The 17,178-nt window shown below is 38.0% G+C and carries 14 protein-coding genes; 4 read left to right on the top strand and 10 right to left on the bottom strand.

What is annotated here, in order from left to right; genetic code table 11:
- Positions 1 to 318 precede the first annotated feature (318 nt).
- From LPB88_RS21495 to LPB88_RS21475, 5 genes are all read right to left on the bottom strand, one after another.
- Positions 319 to 2,697 (bottom strand): hypothetical protein, encoded by a 2,379-nt coding sequence (locus LPB88_RS21495; protein ID WP_230717717.1) that lies wholly within the window; start codon positions 2,695 to 2,697, stop codon positions 319 to 321.
- 776 nt (positions 2,698 to 3,473) lie between these two features.
- Positions 3,474 to 4,124 (bottom strand): nucleotidyl transferase AbiEii/AbiGii toxin family protein, encoded by a 651-nt coding sequence (locus LPB88_RS21490; protein WP_230717716.1) that lies wholly within the window; start codon positions 4,122 to 4,124, stop codon positions 3,474 to 3,476.
- 4 nt (positions 4,125 to 4,128) lie between these two features.
- Positions 4,129 to 4,599, bottom strand: a complete 471-nt coding sequence (locus LPB88_RS21485; protein ID WP_230717715.1) for a plasmid maintenance system antidote protein — start codon at positions 4,597 to 4,599, stop codon at positions 4,129 to 4,131.
- Between the two features lie 351 nt (positions 4,600 to 4,950).
- Positions 4,951 to 6,108 (bottom strand): serine protease, encoded by a 1,158-nt coding sequence (locus tag LPB88_RS21480; RefSeq protein ID WP_230717714.1) that lies wholly within the window; start codon positions 6,106 to 6,108, stop codon positions 4,951 to 4,953.
- 1 nt (position 6,109) lies between these two features.
- Positions 6,110 to 8,941 (bottom strand): hypothetical protein, encoded by a 2,832-nt coding sequence (locus LPB88_RS21475; RefSeq protein WP_230717713.1) that lies wholly within the window; start codon positions 8,939 to 8,941, stop codon positions 6,110 to 6,112.
- A 354-nt stretch (positions 8,942 to 9,295) separates the two neighbouring features.
- On the opposite strand from LPB88_RS21475, the gene LPB88_RS21470 reads away from it, so the two are divergent.
- Genes LPB88_RS21470 through LPB88_RS21455 form a run of 4 tightly spaced genes read left to right on the top strand, consistent with a single transcriptional unit; the run spans position 9,296 to position 11,803 of the window.
- Positions 9,296 to 9,688, top strand: coding sequence for a single-stranded DNA-binding protein (locus tag LPB88_RS21470; RefSeq protein ID WP_230717712.1), 393 nt, complete (start codon positions 9,296 to 9,298; stop codon positions 9,686 to 9,688).
- Positions 9,689 to 9,735: 47 nt separating this feature from the next.
- Positions 9,736 to 10,095: a hypothetical protein gene (locus tag LPB88_RS21465; protein ID WP_230717711.1), complete on the top strand. Its 360-nt coding sequence runs from the start codon at positions 9,736 to 9,738 to the stop codon at positions 10,093 to 10,095.
- A gap of 29 nt (positions 10,096 to 10,124) precedes the next feature.
- Positions 10,125 to 10,499 carry a Cas9 inhibitor AcrIIA9 family protein gene (locus tag LPB88_RS21460; RefSeq protein ID WP_230717710.1) on the top strand — a complete coding sequence of 125 codons (375 nt, stop codon included), beginning with the start codon at positions 10,125 to 10,127 and terminating at the stop codon, positions 10,497 to 10,499.
- Positions 10,496 to 11,803: a PcfJ domain-containing protein gene (locus tag LPB88_RS21455; protein ID WP_230717709.1), complete on the top strand. Its 1,308-nt coding sequence runs from the start codon at positions 10,496 to 10,498 to the stop codon at positions 11,801 to 11,803. Before LPB88_RS21460 ends, LPB88_RS21455 begins: the two co-directional genes overlap by 4 nt.
- Positions 11,804 to 11,882: 79 nt before the next feature.
- Here LPB88_RS21455 and LPB88_RS21450 read toward each other — a convergent pair whose 3' ends face one another.
- The 5 genes from LPB88_RS21450 to LPB88_RS21430 all read right to left on the bottom strand — a co-directional run bounded on the left by LPB88_RS21450 (position 11,883) and on the right by LPB88_RS21430 (position 17,006).
- A complete protein-coding gene (locus LPB88_RS21450) occupies positions 11,883 to 12,434 on the bottom strand; it encodes a hypothetical protein (RefSeq protein WP_230717708.1) in 552 nt (183 codons plus the stop codon).
- Positions 12,435 to 12,693: 259 nt separating this feature from the next.
- Positions 12,694 to 12,852, bottom strand: coding sequence for a hypothetical protein (locus LPB88_RS21445; RefSeq protein WP_230717707.1), 159 nt, complete (start codon positions 12,850 to 12,852; stop codon positions 12,694 to 12,696).
- 95 nt (positions 12,853 to 12,947) lie between these two features.
- Positions 12,948 to 13,931: a type IX secretion system membrane protein PorP/SprF gene (locus LPB88_RS21440; protein ID WP_230717706.1), complete on the bottom strand. Its 984-nt coding sequence runs from the start codon at positions 13,929 to 13,931 to the stop codon at positions 12,948 to 12,950.
- 153 nt (positions 13,932 to 14,084) lie between these two features.
- Positions 14,085 to 16,202, bottom strand: coding sequence for a T9SS type B sorting domain-containing protein (locus tag LPB88_RS21435; protein ID WP_230717705.1), 2,118 nt, complete (start codon positions 16,200 to 16,202; stop codon positions 14,085 to 14,087).
- A gap of 402 nt (positions 16,203 to 16,604) precedes the next feature.
- Positions 16,605 to 17,006: a hypothetical protein gene (locus LPB88_RS21430; protein ID WP_230717704.1), complete on the bottom strand. Its 402-nt coding sequence runs from the start codon at positions 17,004 to 17,006 to the stop codon at positions 16,605 to 16,607.
- Positions 17,007 to 17,178 lie beyond the last annotated feature (172 nt).

Below are 17,178 nucleotides of genomic sequence, written 5' to 3'. Positions count from 1 at the left end.
GTTGTTAGTCATATAAACGTTTTTTACAATAACAAGCAAAATCCTATTTATTTAGATAATAACAAAACAGAACTAGTATATGTACTTGTATTATCATTCCAACAATGTAAATTTCATACCCAATATTATAGGTCATATTAAATTGCTGAAGTAAAAATGTCCCCTGCTGATCATCTCCCTGGAAATTATTCAAAATAACCATTTGCTCTACGGCATTCATCTTATATGTCGATCCATATTCACCCAACATTAATTCTGCACTTTGGATTGAATTAAATATTGACCAACATAAGATCTCGATGTATCTTATCTTTGTTTCTATTGGTAAGTAAACCAAACTGTGGCCTTACAGGCTTTATTGGAAACTGCTCTTATCCAGTGTGCACTGAAGCCTTTCGCAAACTGATATACGACTGTTTTTCCCGCAGGCACATGAAAAGTTTGGTAATTATGAAAACCGGTTAAATCAAAATCAACTTCCAATGTAATATCAACTTCTTTATCACTTGTCAATTGAACAGATTTTTGATCATAGCCTGTCATCAAATAGGGTAATGATTTTTCATTAGCCATCACATTGGTATTTTTCCAAACTCCTCCCTCACCGACTGCTTTGCCTAATTTCCACAAATCATCTATGGCACCATACCATAAACCGTTGTTCTTATCACCGAAATAATGACCGTCTGTTTTGCTGTCTTTTTTGGTTCCGCTTAACACCAATAAACCTCTCCAGGTACAGAAATCTACAATCTTTTTATTGTGAGTAGTAATCGGCCTGATGGCAAGATATCCTGATTCCCTGCCCGTTTCATAGAAAGTTCCCGTAATATTGTTCATGAACCGCTCTGACTCTACCTCTCTTTTATCGCGGTATATGAAGTTCTCATAAACTGCTGAGCCTTTTGGTAAACGAAAAGTTCCGGTATGGTCTTTTATGATCACTGACGCATCGTCCGTTAGATAATCTCTCTTAAATTCACCCAGCCTAAGCAACTGGCTTGTGCTGTCTATTGTGTTGAGTACCGTGTTCAATTTTTCGTCAACTTCGGTGTACTTATTTCCGTTGGTATTTAGTACCTGCAAGTTTTTGTTGAAATCCGAGGGACGGATGATGTTAGCGTTGATTACACCATTCCCTTCTATGCTTTCAAGGGTCTTAAACAGTGCTGGATCTGCATTTTTAGCTTTACTGGTAAAGTGCATAAACGCTGTTGCTGTGCAATCAAGAGTTGTTTTGAAACGAATCCAGGTTGCTTTAAAATCAGCTGGAAAAACAAAATATTGGTATTGGTTTGCCAGAACTTTAATAACTTTATAATCTTCCCATTTATTGTTTCCTGTTCTGTCAATTTGCAGCGTTATACTCGTAGTCTTATCCGCTTCTAAATGCAGTACCTTTTGATCAAACCCGTTAACTAAAAAGCTTTCTGACTCCTCATTTGCTTTCACTTGGTCATTCTCCCAAGGCCCACCCCATCCTGTTGGAGTACCCCAGTTTTTCAAATCATTCCATTGCCCAAACCATAAATTGGATTGTGAACGACCTGCCAATGGATTCCCAAGTACTGTGGTTTCGTCGGTCGAAATTACCAATTGATTGTTCCAGTAACAAAAATCGGGAATATAACGCAGGTGCGTGTTTATCGCAGTAATGCCTGCACTGTTATCTCTGGAAAAGGTTTTTGGAAAATCGTACATCATCCCATGCATATCCATCAGCATCTTTCCATTACCCACTTCTCTTATACGAGGCCATTCTGTATACCATCCTCCACGGTGATCGTAAGTATGGGCCGCTTTTGGTAACCTGTAAGTGTACCATTGGCCATCATCCAGTAATTTTAATATTACAGAACGCTTATCCCAGCCTATGCTCCACAACGGGCTTTTATCATTTGGTGAACCATAAATACCACCCGGACCAGTTACATCTGTGAATTGTTTACGTTCTATAATTTTCCATTCTTTTCCATTCCAACTTGCTAAAACACCTTTGTCCTCAGCACTTTTTGGCAAATCACCAGCTTGCAGATCTTCTTTTTTTAGCTTAAAGACAGGCTCTTCTCCATTATTGGCAACCACCAATTGTTTTTGAGCGGTATAAGCCCCTTTTCCATGCCAACCAGGTACCGGTTTGTGGAACAACTTCTTTACAGCTAGGCTATGCACATTCACCTCATAGAGCATCCCTTCCATATCATAAAAATAAACCATGTTAGCGGGATCTGTCAAATGACGGGCATTTGCTGTCATTCTCCCCGGCATTATTGAAAATGGAATTACTCTTACCTTTCCTTTGTTATCTATAAAATAATTACTGGTTATTAATTGGTTTGATTCCTTATGGATCATTCGATTTGCCGGAGTTCCTCCAATGCTCTGGGGATAAATAGTAACCTGCAAATCTTTAGTAATACTGTAAAGTTTATCTGAACTACCATTTGGCATATGAGGCGAATAGGTGACCATCCATAATTGTCCCGCCCAGGGAATGATTGCACCAATACCATTTTCGCCTCCATCCCCACCGATGTTCTTACGGGATCCGGGCAGTGTCCAGCTTTCATTAAAAGTGGCAAGATGCGGATATACTCCACTCACTTTCAAATGTTTTATTTGCGCCATTACAAATGGGTTAATAAAAAACAGCAAACAAAAAAGTGCAATACTTTGCAAAATTGATCTTATTTTCATTTGTATATATTTGGTTTACTTTCTAACGGTTGCTACTGCGCTGGAATGTATGCCCCTAAGACTCATTTAAATGAATTTCATCTATTCTATTTGCTTCTATAGCAATTAAAAATGCTTTGAAATTTGAATAACAATTGGAACATAATTTACCTTGGTTCAGATTAATCAACAAGTTTTTACTATTGGTTAATTTAGATTTAAAATAAATGTTTAATATTTCTAAACATTTATTACGAATTTCCTTTTGAACTCTCCCATGTCACTTCTTCTATCTCAAACCTTTGCATCATCGATTTCGATAAATACAAAACATTATAACAAAACAATCAATAGAACAAAATACACGGCAAATTAAAGTTTAAAACAATTTGACTAGTTTGGTTTGGTTTGGTTGGTAAATATATAAATCTTTTTTACAATAACAAGCAAAATCTTTTTTTTCGATAGCGAAAAACCAATTATACTATACAATATACCAGCGCCTTACAAAACATTTATCCGAAAGACAAACAAAGACACCAAGACTTACTGCGAGCAAACCAAGGATTCAATAAAAGAAAGGGCCGGTCTTTCATTGATCCGGGAATAAGGATTTTTTTAAAATTAGATTCAAAGAAAAATAGTCCTGTAATCCTGGAACCGTCCCTTTTTTTATAAAAACTTTTCCATATATTTTTTTCGATAGCAGGTGCTGCAAACCCTCAAAGGCAAAACCCCCTAAAATTATTATTTTAGGGGGTTTTATCTTCTTTATAAGTCAAACTGTAAAATGAAAATCAATGATTCAACGTGCCGATAAAATCAATCATATCAAGCTTTATAAGTTCCCAGTGCCTTCCTCTGAGACAGAGCGGTTCGAAGTCACCATCGGCATTGCTGAAATCCGTAAATTGCTTCTTTAAAAGTTTCTTGTCATGGATATAGGGATGCCTTTTCTGGTGTAGTTCGAACATCTCCTTTATGGTAAAATCGTCTTTTAGTTGGTCAATATCCCAGAAATCCTTTTTTCTACCCCCTCTTTGCACCACATCAAGTTTCATGGCCGTGATCTCTCCCTTGCTCGCCAGTCTGATGCCGTTGAAGCCCTGAACCTCTTCTATAAAAGGGTCGGTGTAATAAAGGTCGAGTTTTACACTCTCCTCTGCGCTTCTTCCCACATAATAGGACTTGCCCATCCCTATTGGGGATATATCGAGTGAGTCTACATAAAAATAATGTGCCTTTAAGTAGTCATCCATGGCCTTAAAATCAAGGCTCCCATAATCCGCATCACTAAAAAGGTCAATATCCACAGACATCCTGTGCCCGTAATACAGGCTGAGCGCCGTACCACCAACCAGACGAAAAGCCCTGAACTCTTCAGCCTGCATCAAATCTTCCAATATGCTTTTCAAAAGCGGGGTAACGGTATTGAAATGTAAGGGCATAACTTTATTTGTTTAAAATGGTATTAACTGTATCATGGCCATAAAATTGTGCAATCTCTTTTTTTTCTTCCTCGTTGCCGCGTTCAAAAATTCTTTGGATAACCGCTTTTTTTTGTTTTTGCCAGTCTATCTTCTCCATATCCGTATCCCAAAACAGTACTTTTCTAAGCTTTGTAAAGTCAGGCTTTGCATGGCTTTTGTTCTCTTGCTGGTATTCTTTCTTCTTCTCCTGCTCTATATCATAATACACCTGCAAGACCATAAAATACCCCTCCTCTATCCCAAGTAACTTCTCAATCTTCATCGCCAGGGGGGTATTCATCCTGCGCTTGCCCTTGGTGATTGCCGTGAGTGTCTGTGGAAATTCTCCCATGGAAATCGCAAACTGGCCCTTGGCCAGATCCCGTTTCTCGAGTTCACGCTCCAGTACAAAGCCCGGATGAATTCCTTTTATGGTATCAAGTATTGTTTTCATAAAGCAAAAATAAACATTTTTGTTTACACAACAATGTTAATTAAAATAAGTAAGAAACTTATCTTTTTTTTGATAATTCATTTTCACCCGAAAGAACTAAAAGAACAGTCACAATAATGAGCACCACGCCCATCGTGCCCCTAAAGACTCTTCTTGTCCACTTTGAAATCGTTAGCTTTTATAGCGCGATAAATAAGAATACTGATTGTTTGATTCCGCAATCTGATTGTTCAGTATTGAATCGAAAAAAAAGTCAAATCAATAGTATGGAATTTCATCCTTAAATTGGATGTTTTGCTCTTGCTCTCTGGTAATAGGATCTCTTGGCCTTGTTTCTGAAAAAAAAGGCTTTTAAAATCTCCCAGTCACTTCTTCAATTCTAATGACTTTTTCACCTTTACAGTAAGGAAGTTTACAGATTGAACTGTAATAACAATTTCCATTAAATTTATAATCAATTTCTCCCGCAACCAAAATTCCTATTATTTTATTGGTCTGCAGGTTAAAAACAGGTGATCCCGAATTTCCCTGAAAGCTGTCTAATGAAGTATAATAATATAAGGGATGGCTATTCTCTTCAATACCTGCATTTAAGGCCACTTTTGTCGGCAGACCACTTGGATGTCCAATCATATAGATCTCACTAGTTTCAGCTTTAATTCTCGAAGAGTTTTCCCATTCTAAAACTGGCCTGTCAAAATCCCGGTCTACTTTAAATTCTATGACATCCAGCTCATCGTCCCACTTTAGAACTTCTTGTGGAAAGTAAATATCATTTTTGTCAAAATAATAATCCGGAACACTAGTACTGGAAACCAGAAGCTTATATCCAAAGACAATAACATAATCCGTAATGGGCCTTTCCAAAACGTGAGCGGCTGTCAGCATAGTGTTTTTACTAAAAATAAAACAGGTTCCCACCCCTGCCGAGGGCTGTCTGTAAAATGCTTCATTGGGGCACAATCCATATAAATCTCCCAGTGTATGGGAAACATCAAGTACATAGACTTCTTTCGCCAGTTGGTGAAGATTCTCTTTTTCCACTATCATGGCAACGGATCGGCTCTTATTGAGAAGCTCTAACTGCCAATTTGTATTTACGTCCAACTCTAGGAGCTCTATTCGGCTGTCAAACTGGGATGGGCCGTAGAGTCTTTTCACTGAAATTTCAGCTTCAATTTTCGATTCGACGGCAGAACTGTCTAGTACCTTCTCAGTGATAACGACTGTTGCGTTATTAGCTTCTTTTGAACCGGCATCAACTAAACCTTTTTGTTGATCCTCAAGCAACAGTTTTTTAGCGGCTAAATCAAAATCCTGCTTCAAGAGAGCATCACCGGTCTGCATAATCTGTATATAAGATTCATCAAGGCCTTTTTTTGTAGCATCACTGTTAAAAAGTGCTTTGTCAGTCTGCAGTTTACTTCTTTCAGTCGATACCTTGGCAGGGTCCTTGTCCTGCGCCCACATTGAAAAGCAGATAAAAAACAGTATAAAAACAGCTCTCATCTTAATTTTTGTATTTTCCCGATAAGGTCAGCAGGGGAATATCAATGGTAACTCCCACATTTACTCGATAAGAATCCACTGATTCAACACTGCCGTCTCCAACAGGTATATCGCGTAATTTAGGACCATACTGCATTCCCAGATTTAGCGCTATTGGAGAATTTCTAAATCCATAGATCAGATAAACTCCGGGCGAGAAGATATCCTTAAAATCAAATTCAGGCAGGGTTTGGGTATCATTATTACTATCCAAACGAAGGCGTACCGGAGCAGCAATATCAATAATAGGCAGAAAAATACCCAGGCTCCCCCCTTTTTTAAATGCCCCCCAAGGCTGGAAATAAAGCCCCACAGGCGCCGTAAAACCAATTGTTTCGGCCCTTGGCTGCTGATCTGAAAATTCAAAACCTCCTATAATTCCGGGAAAGGAATTAATAGCATAATAACTTGTTGCTCTTTCTTTTAAAGAAGAACTCCCTACAGGAAGTGCAAAAGCATCAATGGCTTTCTCTACATCTTCCGGAGTAGCGGCAAGTGAAATGTCATTTAAAAAATTAATAATTTTCAAGGCCTGTCCATCCTTTAAAATGTCATTACTGTTAATAAAGTCAGGAGCAAAAGCTATAAACAGATCTTTTAGTTCCGTACTTGAACCCGTGTTGTCCGGTTCATGCAAAACAACCTGCGAGAACAAGGCACCTGCATAACTGTCAATTACTTTCACAAACTGATCCCGTACGGCCCTGGACTGGTTCTTTTCCTGCAGATAAGCAGTGATCTGCTTTTTTATTTTTTTTAAATCTACACCAAAATAATCCAGCAGCTCATCTTTGTTTTCCTTTAAAGCCAGCTTTATATTTTCACCTAGAGCATCCCTTTTAGCATCATAAGTTTTATCAGCTATTGCATTAATAAGTGTATCAAGTGACATTGAAATATTTTTTAACTTTCCGTTATCTGACTTTTTAAGACTTAGTATTTTCAATGGGCTTTTTAGCGCTTTGAGCTGTTCTGGAGTAACTGTTGGATTAAATACTTTTCCAAGCAGTACTAAATCATTTTGCTGTTCTACCAGATACTTGATATCAAGAAGATCACTGCTGAGTTTAGTGTTTTTCCGATTTAAAAGAAGCGGGATTTCCACAGCTTTAATAATAGCATTGGAATACTTCTTCTGATGCAGATCAAAAACAAGGTCATTACCTGTGGAAGCCACTGTAAAATAAGGATTAAGCTTCGCTTTAAAATCGAAATCAGCTGCACCCTCAGGCAGCACTATAAACTTATAGTCCTTTTTCAGTAGTACATCTGCCGTGACAATAACCTGCTGTGTAAATTCAATAATCTCATCCACAAAATCATGAATCTCTTCATACTTTATTTCTTCATTATTTTTATTCTTTTTCTTAATGGACTGCGCCGTTGTATGGATCTTTTCGGCATACTGTGCAACGCTGGTAATATTATCGCGTATGAAGTTAAAATCTTTCGTACCGTTTTCAATATCCGAAACCGGCATGAGATCCATAAGCCCTCTAACATTAAGTACTATATTATTGCTGAAATTAATCTTAAAATACTTCTGATTCTGTTGGTGCAGAAAACCAAAATACATAAAATAAAACTTGGCATCTGAGCCATAATTGGAAAGGAAGTCAATACTGGCAAATCTTTGCTCTCCATTCTCCACTACAGTTAAACTATAAGCCAGCATAGAAGCCAATCGGATTCCCTGGGCAATATCGTATTTTTCCGGGTTTTTAGTGGCATCATCCCGCCACCCTGCAAGTCCCCTGCTTTTCTCTAGCAGTTCAAAATAGTCAACGGGAGTTTTAACCTTTGAGAGCTGGGATAAGACCTCAAGCCCGTCAAATGCAAATTCCAGATCCGGATGGCCTGCTGTATACTTCTTAATTTTTGGAAGATCACGAAGCCCCTGTGCATTGATCAGTATATTGTTCAAATCTTCCTCAATAAGCTGTTTGAGTTCATTGGTAAAACTCATTAATTGATTGGCATCAAAGCGTTTTAAATAATTGGTTGTTTTGGGCAGTACTACCACTAACTCCTGACTGTAATTCTCCGGTTTGGGATCATTGAGGTACTTTTTTATTTTATCAATGGCATATACGGTCAATTCTTGCTTGATACGCTTTGCCAAAAAACGGCTCAATCCGTCTATCAGTGTTTCAAAAGCCAGATCACCTCCAATAAAAGGGAGCGATTTTTGAATCGAAGAATTATAATTGTTTTGGGCAAAATTATCAAGCATGTTCAATTCCACATTTTCATATTTTGTTTCAAACAATTCAATAACTGCCACTAAATAAGGATTGTCATTGGTTACCAATGTATCATTATCAACAGTATCATACAATACTTGTATCTTTCCGAGTTGGTCAATATCGCTGTAATATTTACTGGTATAATAGCTGCTTTTGCAGGTTAATAACTTATTATATATCGTTTTTAACTCCCCCTCTAAAGTCGTTAGATTGTACTCTTTATTGGCTGTAATGGAAGTTTTAAGCACTGCGTTATAGGACTGCAGGCTTTCGGTGTACTCTTTTTTGTCTGATTCCAGCTTATTACTAAAATCGGTAGCTATGAGACCATTTTTTTGATCATCCCTTAAATAGGATTTAAAGATCCCGATTACTTTTTCCCTGTCTGTATTTATCTCTTCAAGTTTAATATCAGGGTTCACACTGCTGTAATCTTTCTTTAGAAGATCCAGCAAAATTGCCGCATCTCCCATTACAGGGGAAGACTTTTGCGCCTGTAATGCATAACAATAAAACATAATTATAAGAGATAGTATTTTTTTTATCATATGTAGTTGATTTAGGGTTAGCATCTTGCACGTAATTAAACAGTTAAAATCTTACCAAAATTACATTTTTAAATCAATCTCATGCGCGTATAAATACTCTTTTTAAAAAATGTTATGAAATTAAATTTTCACTCGAAACGGCATAAAAGACAGCTAAGATAGTGTGCAGCGTATCCTCCGTGCGCATAATTGCTCCGCTGCCCTTCGCAACCCTTCGGGACTTATAGCACTGCGGATCCTCTAATGCACACTGAATTCTTGCTTTCTTTTTTCCCGTTTTTTCTTTTGAAAATAATTTTTGAGGGGCATGGGAATAGAAATTTAAAATAACAATAACCCTAAAATTTAGAAATCATGGAAATCACAGGACGCCTTACAAAAGATGCCACCGTGCACAAAATTACAGATGACAAACAAGTCGTTAATTTCTCTATCGCCATAAATGACAGCTACAAACCCAAAGGAAGCAGTGAGTATAAAGAAGTTGTGACCTATATCGACTGCTCCTATTGGCTGAACCCCAAATCCGCTAATTGGCTTCGAAAAGGTGCGCTTGTTCAGCTTTTCGGGCGTATAGGGCTCAGTGTCTACTTATCCTCTGACGGGAAAGCATTGGGCAGTCTGACCTTTCACACGAGCAATCTCAAAATTTTGGTCTTTGCCAAAAAAGAACAAAACCACCCTGGGGCTTCACATCCGAAAATAGCACAAAACACCAAGGACGAGCCCGACGACCTTCCGTTTTAATCCCTTGAATCGAATTTAAAATTTATAAACGCCAAAAAAAAAGTAGTATGAAAGCCTTAGAAAAATCAGCTTACCGTGAGTATGAAGTAAGCAACGCCTTTAACGAAATAATCCTGAGCCATTTGGACGGCTACAACGGACGCAAGAAAGAGCAATTAAAATCCTTTTTGGAAGACCTGCAAAATGGGGGCTGTGTAAGCGGGATGATAAGTGATTTTATTTATCACTCCGATTGTAAAGCTTTTTACATCGAACATATCGATGATTTGCAGGATATCCGAAAAGAGCTCGAAGATGCCTTTGGAACCCCTATTGAGAACCGATATGATAGCCCGCATTACACTTTTATGTGCTGGCTCTGCTTTGAAGAGTACTGTTATGACATCTACACCAACAGTTTTGAGTGAACACCTTTTAAATCTTTAAACCTTCCCTTATGAAAGCTTCTGAGCAATTTAAAACCATCATCGAGAATTATCTCAGCCAAAAAGCAGTGACCGATCCTGCCTTTGCGCAATGCCTTGCCAAAGACAGCAAGAATATCCAAAACTGTATGGATTACATCGGTGGTGAGGTAAAAAAAACGGGCTTATGCGCCTTTGCAGAGCAGGAAATCTTTGACATGGCAGTCAAATATTATACCGATGACACCATCTCTGCCCCTGCGCAGATACACTTTAAAGCGGTCGTAAATCAGCCTGTAAAGGCTGATTTATTTACCCCTGTAGCTGAGCCCTCTAACGCCCAAACCCCTGTGGCAGTACCCACCCCGAAAGCCGTACCCTCCACCTTAACACTCTTTGACTTATGAAACCACAAACAACCACCGAAAAACACATCACAACCCTCAGCGGGTCTATTGCCCCAATCCCTACTGAAATGCATTCTTGGGCAGAAAAAAACATTTTTCTCAAATGGGGCGTACTCTCAAGGGGAAAATTTCACTGTCTGGACTGCGGGCACTCTTGGAAACCACAGTGTGTCAAAGGGTCTGCAAAATTTACAAAATGTACCGCCTGCAGGGGGAAACTCAAAATGCAGGGACACAATCAGGTGCATTTCAGGGAAATCGAGTACAGTGCCATGGTAACTACAATGGGGGATTTTCAGGTCGTGCGCATCCTATGCTCGCACAAACACATGAAAAAAAACTGCCTCCCTACCTACTCACATACCGAGGTCATGCAACACTTCATTGACCCAAAAGGCGAAGTACGCACGATGTCCCTTAGTACCAATCCCTTTTCCTATGCCTATGATGCGTGGCAGTATTACACCTGCCTTGAAATCCGCCCGAAAGATTTTCAAAATTCGCCAAAATTCCGCATCAAGCCCTACAGGGTTTATCCAAAGAGTAAAGTACTGCCTGTTGTAAAAAGAAATGGGTTTAAAGCCCGTTTTTACACTATCGCACCGCAGGTATTCCTTAGCGCACTGCTAAAGGATTCCTGCGCTGAAACCCTGCTGAAATCCGCGCAGGCTTCATGGCTCTGCTATTACCTCGAATCCCCGCATCAAAAGATTCGCCATAACTGGCAGGCTGTAAAGGTATGTCTCAAACAGAACTACAGCCCCGCCGACATTGGTATCTGGGAAGACTATCTTGAACTCTTACGATGGTTTAAAAAAGACATCAGCTCGCCACTGCAACTCTGTCCTGTGGATCTAAATGCCGAACATGACAGACTCGTTCAGAGAAAACGGGACTTGCAGAGAAAAAAGCACCTCAAAGAAATCAGGGCGCAAATCCATGAGGCTCAGCTTTTGTACGCCCAGCAAAAAAAACCGTTTTTCGGGCTTTGCTTCAAAGAGGACGCTATCACTATTTCAGTACTTGAAAAGGTGTCTGATTTTATGGAGCAAGGCGACAGTTTAAAACATTGTGTATTTACCAATGAATATTTCAAAAAGACAGATTCCCTGCTCTTCTGCGCCTCTGTAGAGAACAAAGCTGTCGAGACCATAGAAGTTTCTCTCTCCAAAATGCAAATCATCCAAAGCCGTGGCATGAAAAACAAGAGCTCAAAACATCATAAAGTCATTGTGGGTCTGATGAGAAAAAACCTGTATCAAATTCGCTCCCGAATAAAAAAGCAAGAAGCACAAAAATGCTAAAAGCGGAAAAACCGAAGAAATTTCGGTTTTTCCGCTTGGCATCGCCCTGAGACTATAGTACATCAGAAATTATTTTCCCTTAATACCTTAATGCTTTTGCTCTCTGCTCTAAAGCCTTTTCAAGATTCTTCTCAATAGTCCCTCTGACGAAAATCTCAAAAAGAAAGGCTCTTAATCTCCATCTAAATTTGAAATGGTACTCACAGGCAACCCTGCGATGGTCATCGGGCAGGTCCTCAGAAAAACAAAAGACATATTCTATAGACTGTAATCCACTGAGATGGCAGACAAAATTATATACCTCTGACGAAAAACACAATTCAGGCAAAAATGTTTTAAGCCTTACCAGAGCAGTAGCTCCGTTATCAAAGTAGATCGTGTGCTGCTGACCGGGTCTAAAATCATGCTGGGCTAAAATTAGATACTTAAAATTGGGAACAAACCACAATTCATTGAATATCTGCAGAAAATCAAACTTAAAAAAAGTAGTAAACACCATCGGTAATGGCGCTTTAACTACTATTGTTGCTTTAATGGTGCGTGTTTGCAAAATCTTGATTTTTTGTTTCTCCCTACTCTGACCGGATTTAAATAAAAAGCAGTTATTTAAAAGTTTTTGAAATCTTCTCATAGAGGATAAGATTTTAAAAACCGGCCAATAGAGTGATTGGGCTTCCTTATGTTATTTATCTTGCCTGCTTTACAGGGAATCTGCGTAAGGCAATCATACCTTATAGACAGAACGGTCTTTACTGAATTAATTTATTGCTAAAAAATACAAGTAATGACAAATGACCGATAAAATAGAATCAATCATTTGTCAAATACTAAAAACAAAAAACAAACTATCTAATTAACAAATAAATGCACTTACCAAGGTGCATTTTGCCTTATATACAGGTTGTGATTCCATTCACTCTCTGCAATTGGATAACACGAGAATGTACAAGAAAATAATTCTCTGCTTCTGCTTGTAAAACAGCTCCAGGATTATTAGAAAGTTTACTATCGGTTAACCATGTCTTTTCTATAATTCTTATTTTTTCCATAATTATATTTTTTTTATTCTTTTCATTGATGGCGTACCCCTGTTTACTTTGGCTCTTCTTCAAAGTGCTCCGTCGCTGCCATCTATTCTGCTTTTTTAAGGATTAATGGCAGGACAGTAGCAATCGTACCGCTTTTCTCTGCAAAATAGATTTAGTCCTAATGTAATTTGATGGTAGGGGCTGCTGTCAAACTTTACATTTCCAATAATTTGAGAATAAGTATAAGCAAACATAAAATTCTTAGCATTAATCCCTAAAATAGGGGTTATATACTGCAGGTTTTGAGAAGCAGTAAGATCATTGTTTTTGGTATTGTCTACGCTTTTTCGGTAGGATATTGCGGCCCATATACTGCCAATGTTTATGTTTTTAAAAACCTTTAGATTCAAATCAATCTTTCTTTCCTTTGTTTTATCATAGAGTTGAAAAAGTACCGAAGGCTCCCATAATAACTTTTCCGGGTTTCCAAAAATGTGCCCCACACTCAAAAGATATTTCCTGAGATTATCACTCTCTACTTCGCTATACAACTCACGCCTTGTTTCCAGGGCACTCTGGACTGTAAAATGGGCATAAGAATCAAGATAATTGTACGAGAGTCCAAAATCCAAATTAAAATAAGAATCTTTTGTAATATCCCCGGAAATAACCGGATCAAAAGTTTGAAAGGTACTTTGATCGAGCTGATTTTCAATGATTCCGGCATTGACACCAAATGAAAGTTGGTTTAAATCTATTTCATCCCTGGAAAAAAGAATATGATAGGCATAAGTAAGTTTTACCCCTTTTTGGGAATGGTACCCGTTTTTATCATTAAAAAGTATAATACCGGCCCCTGAACGATCACTGATCCTGCCATTAAAACTCAAAGTTTGAAGTGAAGGAGCATCTTCCTCACCAAGCCATTGCCTGCGGGCTGTTAATCTTAATTTTGCGCAATTTGCTGCTCCTGCCATCGAAGGATGTATCAAATAATAATTATCAGACAAATAATCCGAATAAACGGGAATTCCTTCCTGAGAATAGGCAAAGGAAAAAACAAATAATAAAAACAAAAACAGTATTTTTTTATAGTACATAAAAAGTAGGTTTTTTTTAAGTTATTTTGGCCTATAAGATATTTAAGCAAAATAGAAGCAGTCTGCATTTGCTGGTAAAACCCGGGCACCTTCCATTAAAACTAAAATATATAGCAGCATTCTAAAACCTTTATTTTCTTGAAATTTGGGGTATTATCTCTTTAAAGAAAAATGGGCTTTGAATTTATTTGTAACTCCTTCATCTATGTATTCCCCTGAGAACCAATAATCACTCGAGGGTAAATCAGTTCCATTGTATAGCCCGTTCCACCCCTGATCTTTGGACGTAAGTTGTTTCAATAATTTTCCGTAGCGGTCAAATATATTCACATTAAAAAGCGACTGATCTTCCAAACCATAGATATTCCAGGTGTCATTAAAACCATCACCATTAGGGGTAAAAAAAGTAGGGTACCAAATCACAAAAAATCTCTTGCTGATATTCACGCAGCCATTAGGGTCCCTCACTGTAATAGTATGGGCACCTGGCTTTACATTATAAAATTCGTTGGAACCTAGAAAATCATCATTATCCAATTGATATTGATACCTACCACTGCCCCCCTTTGTTGTAATTAAGACCCTTGAGTTATAATCCGAAAAACCCGGGATTTGTTTAATTGACAATTCCAGGTCTGCCCCGGAGCTTGAAAACGATTCTACTTTAGCCCCGGCTGGAGAAGATATACATCCGGTTTTTCTATTTGTTGCAATAACACTATACGCTCCTTCTTTATCAGCATCAAATGTATCGGATACCGCATTATCTATTTTTATTGAATTGTAGTACCACTCAAATTCATAGTCAGCGCTGCTTAAGTTACTCTCCAAAGGGTACGTTTTAATGACTTCCCCCGTGGATGGATTCCTGCATATAGTCCCATCATTTAAAACCACTTCTGCCAGGGGATCCACTACTACTTTGAGAACAAGCATTTCACCTCCACAACCTTGATTCTCTGTAGTAACAGTATATAGAACACTACCCTGATCTATAGTGGAAGCCTCCAGGATCTGATCAATAAAACCTCCACTGCCCTCTGACGCGCCTCTGACATTACTCGAAACTGCCCTCCAGGTAAAAACCGTTCCCTTTAAATAGGATGATAAATTAATTTTAACAGATTCTTTACTGCAAATTCTCATCTCAGAAGTTTCAACTGCCTGCTCTAAGGGATTTACTTTTATCTCTACAATAATAGGTTCTCCCATACATCCCTTTAGGATCGGAACAATACTATATTTTGCAATTCCTACTGTCGTAGAGGTGGCTTTTAGCAGCTCATTAATACGATTTCCAGAGCCTGCAATGGCTCCACTGACACCCGTTTGTGTAACAGTCCACTGGTAATTTACATCGGGACTTGTACTTTTAAAAGATATATCTGCAAATTCACCCGAACAAATTGAGGTAGCACCTGATAGTGCAACTTCAATTTTAGCCTTAGAAGTGACATTAATCTTTACAATTTCTAAATCGCTTTTACACCCTAAGGCATTAACTTGTTCAACGCTGTAGCTGGTATCATTAAGTAAAGGTGGTGATACAAATGTTGAGCCGCTATGAATTAAACCCCCGTTTTTATCATACCAATTCACAGTGGAATTGGCTTGTCCTAAAGCTGTAAGAGAAGCTGAAGTACCTGCGCAGATTGTTTGCTCCCCCGTGATAGTTGGCGCAGCTATTTTACCCGAAAAATTGATAGCATCCAGAAAATTACCTACTGTCGGGTCACCACTAGCTGTTGAAACAGCCTCAAAAATAAATCGTGTACTCTTTTGCCCCTTTGGGGCTGTGTAACTTCCACTATACAATTTCCATTGTAAATTCCCCGTAGAAACTGTATTGATTATGGTATAAGGACCTGCTGGGGGACCTGCCCTTACAACCATTTTATCGGTTCCCACCCTGCCTCTGTGTGCAAAGGAATAATTAAAAACAGTATTTCTTGAAGAATCAAAATCCTGATATAAGCCCGAGGCAGAAAATGCGTTTAGCTCAATATATTGTTCCCCTGAATAGGCGAAACCTCCCAGAGATCCATTTTTCCAGAATTCGATAATACCGTCAGGGGCCGTTGTTCTCCATCCGGGGACCTCCCTCTGATTGAGGAACGCAGCACTTTGAGACACTACAGGTAACTCAAAATCGTTATTTATTGTTTGTACTGTACATTGGGCATTTATGGTGTAAGCAGACGTAAAGAAAATAATTATAGCTATTCTGGAAATGACCAGGCAAGAAAGATATCTTCTATGGTGTAAATTCATAATTAGTTAAGTTTATCGATTTGGGGATTATTCTTAAATATTTATAAGGTGTAGAATTTGAATTGTGGGCCTATTCAGTTCCATTTGCACTATAAATAGCAGGTAAAAATTAAGCAGTGCTCAAAAGGTTAATACCCTTCTAAACCCACCCGTTTTTTATCAGATTTTTTTAGTTCATATTTTTTATTTTAATTATTTTGAATCAGGATATTTTAGATGTACTTGTAATCCATTAATCAGTTAACCTCAATTGTTTTATTAAAAGAACTTTACAGAAAAAACAATACTGCTTGCTTTTTTCTAAAGTTTGGAAAATAAATCATCTTTAAAATTCAAGAGCCAAAAATAGAGCAAAGAGTCTTCCAGGCAGAAAAATCACCTTCCCTGACTTTTTTGATTCTCCTATCTATAAAACCTGGAACGATAACCGTCACTAGAATTTTTTGTTAAGACTAAATATTTATTAGTAAGCTCTTCAATAACATAAGTTCCGCCATCATAAGTAAGCAGGTCGTGTACTTGCTGATCAAAAATGCTGGTCCCTCTGCTAAGTTCATATTTGCTAACTCTAATTTCTGTATCATTTTTGTAGGTAATAACATTTCCATCATTGGTAAAAACAATACTCCTTCGAAATCCCATCAATTTTGGAGTAGACAAATAACTCCTATTATCAATATGTATGGACTCTCTCCATATCCATTTACCAATAAGTAGATTTTGATTTTGGGGTTTGGAAAACACAAATGATTCAAAAGAAAAAATTGCCATAATTACAATAAAGCCCATTATACACTGTCCCATTACTTTTACATTTGTACTAAGATTGCTTTTTCTTATAGCTCTTTTTACAAATCTTTTAATTCTTATGCCCCCATTAAAAGTTTTCAATTTTACATTGTTATCACCACACGGAAAGATTTCTAAATTAGTCTTAATTGGTATTCTCATTTGGTTTAATTATTTTCTCTTTTAC

Origin of the sequence: Flavobacterium sp. JAS (assembly GCF_020991455.1) — a bacterium.
Lineage (GTDB): Bacteria > Bacteroidota > Bacteroidia > Flavobacteriales > Flavobacteriaceae > Flavobacterium.
Note: the sequence above shows the minus strand (reverse complement) of the source record. Positions and strands in the feature narration are given on the sequence as shown.

Excerpts from the sequence above, each read along its gene's own strand:
- LPB88_RS21495 (WP_230717717.1), bottom strand. The coding sequence starts at position 2,697 with ATGAAAATAAGATCAATTTTGCAAAGTATTGCACTTTTTTGTTTGCTG.
- LPB88_RS21490 (WP_230717716.1), bottom strand. The coding sequence starts at position 4,124 with ATGCCCTTACATTTCAATACCGTTACCCCGCTTTTGAAAAGCATATTG.
- LPB88_RS21485 (WP_230717715.1), bottom strand. The coding sequence starts at position 4,599 with ATGAAAACAATACTTGATACCATAAAAGGAATTCATCCGGGCTTTGTA.
- LPB88_RS21480 (WP_230717714.1), bottom strand. The coding sequence starts at position 6,108 with ATGAGAGCTGTTTTTATACTGTTTTTTATCTGCTTTTCAATGTGGGCG.
- LPB88_RS21475 (WP_230717713.1), bottom strand. The coding sequence starts at position 8,941 with ATGATAAAAAAAATACTATCTCTTATAATTATGTTTTATTGTTATGCA.
- LPB88_RS21470 (WP_230717712.1), top strand. The coding sequence starts at position 9,296 with ATGGAAATCACAGGACGCCTTACAAAAGATGCCACCGTGCACAAAATT.
- LPB88_RS21465 (WP_230717711.1), top strand. The coding sequence starts at position 9,736 with ATGAAAGCCTTAGAAAAATCAGCTTACCGTGAGTATGAAGTAAGCAAC.
- LPB88_RS21460 (WP_230717710.1), top strand. The coding sequence starts at position 10,125 with ATGAAAGCTTCTGAGCAATTTAAAACCATCATCGAGAATTATCTCAGC.
- LPB88_RS21455 (WP_230717709.1), top strand. The coding sequence starts at position 10,496 with ATGAAACCACAAACAACCACCGAAAAACACATCACAACCCTCAGCGGG.
- LPB88_RS21450 (WP_230717708.1), bottom strand. The coding sequence starts at position 12,434 with ATGAGAAGATTTCAAAAACTTTTAAATAACTGCTTTTTATTTAAATCC.
- LPB88_RS21445 (WP_230717707.1), bottom strand. The coding sequence starts at position 12,852 with ATGGAAAAAATAAGAATTATAGAAAAGACATGGTTAACCGATAGTAAA.
- LPB88_RS21440 (WP_230717706.1), bottom strand. The coding sequence starts at position 13,931 with ATGTACTATAAAAAAATACTGTTTTTGTTTTTATTATTTGTTTTTTCC.
- LPB88_RS21435 (WP_230717705.1), bottom strand. The coding sequence starts at position 16,202 with ATGAATTTACACCATAGAAGATATCTTTCTTGCCTGGTCATTTCCAGA.
- LPB88_RS21430 (WP_230717704.1), bottom strand. The coding sequence starts at position 17,006 with ATGGGACAGTGTATAATGGGCTTTATTGTAATTATGGCAATTTTTTCT.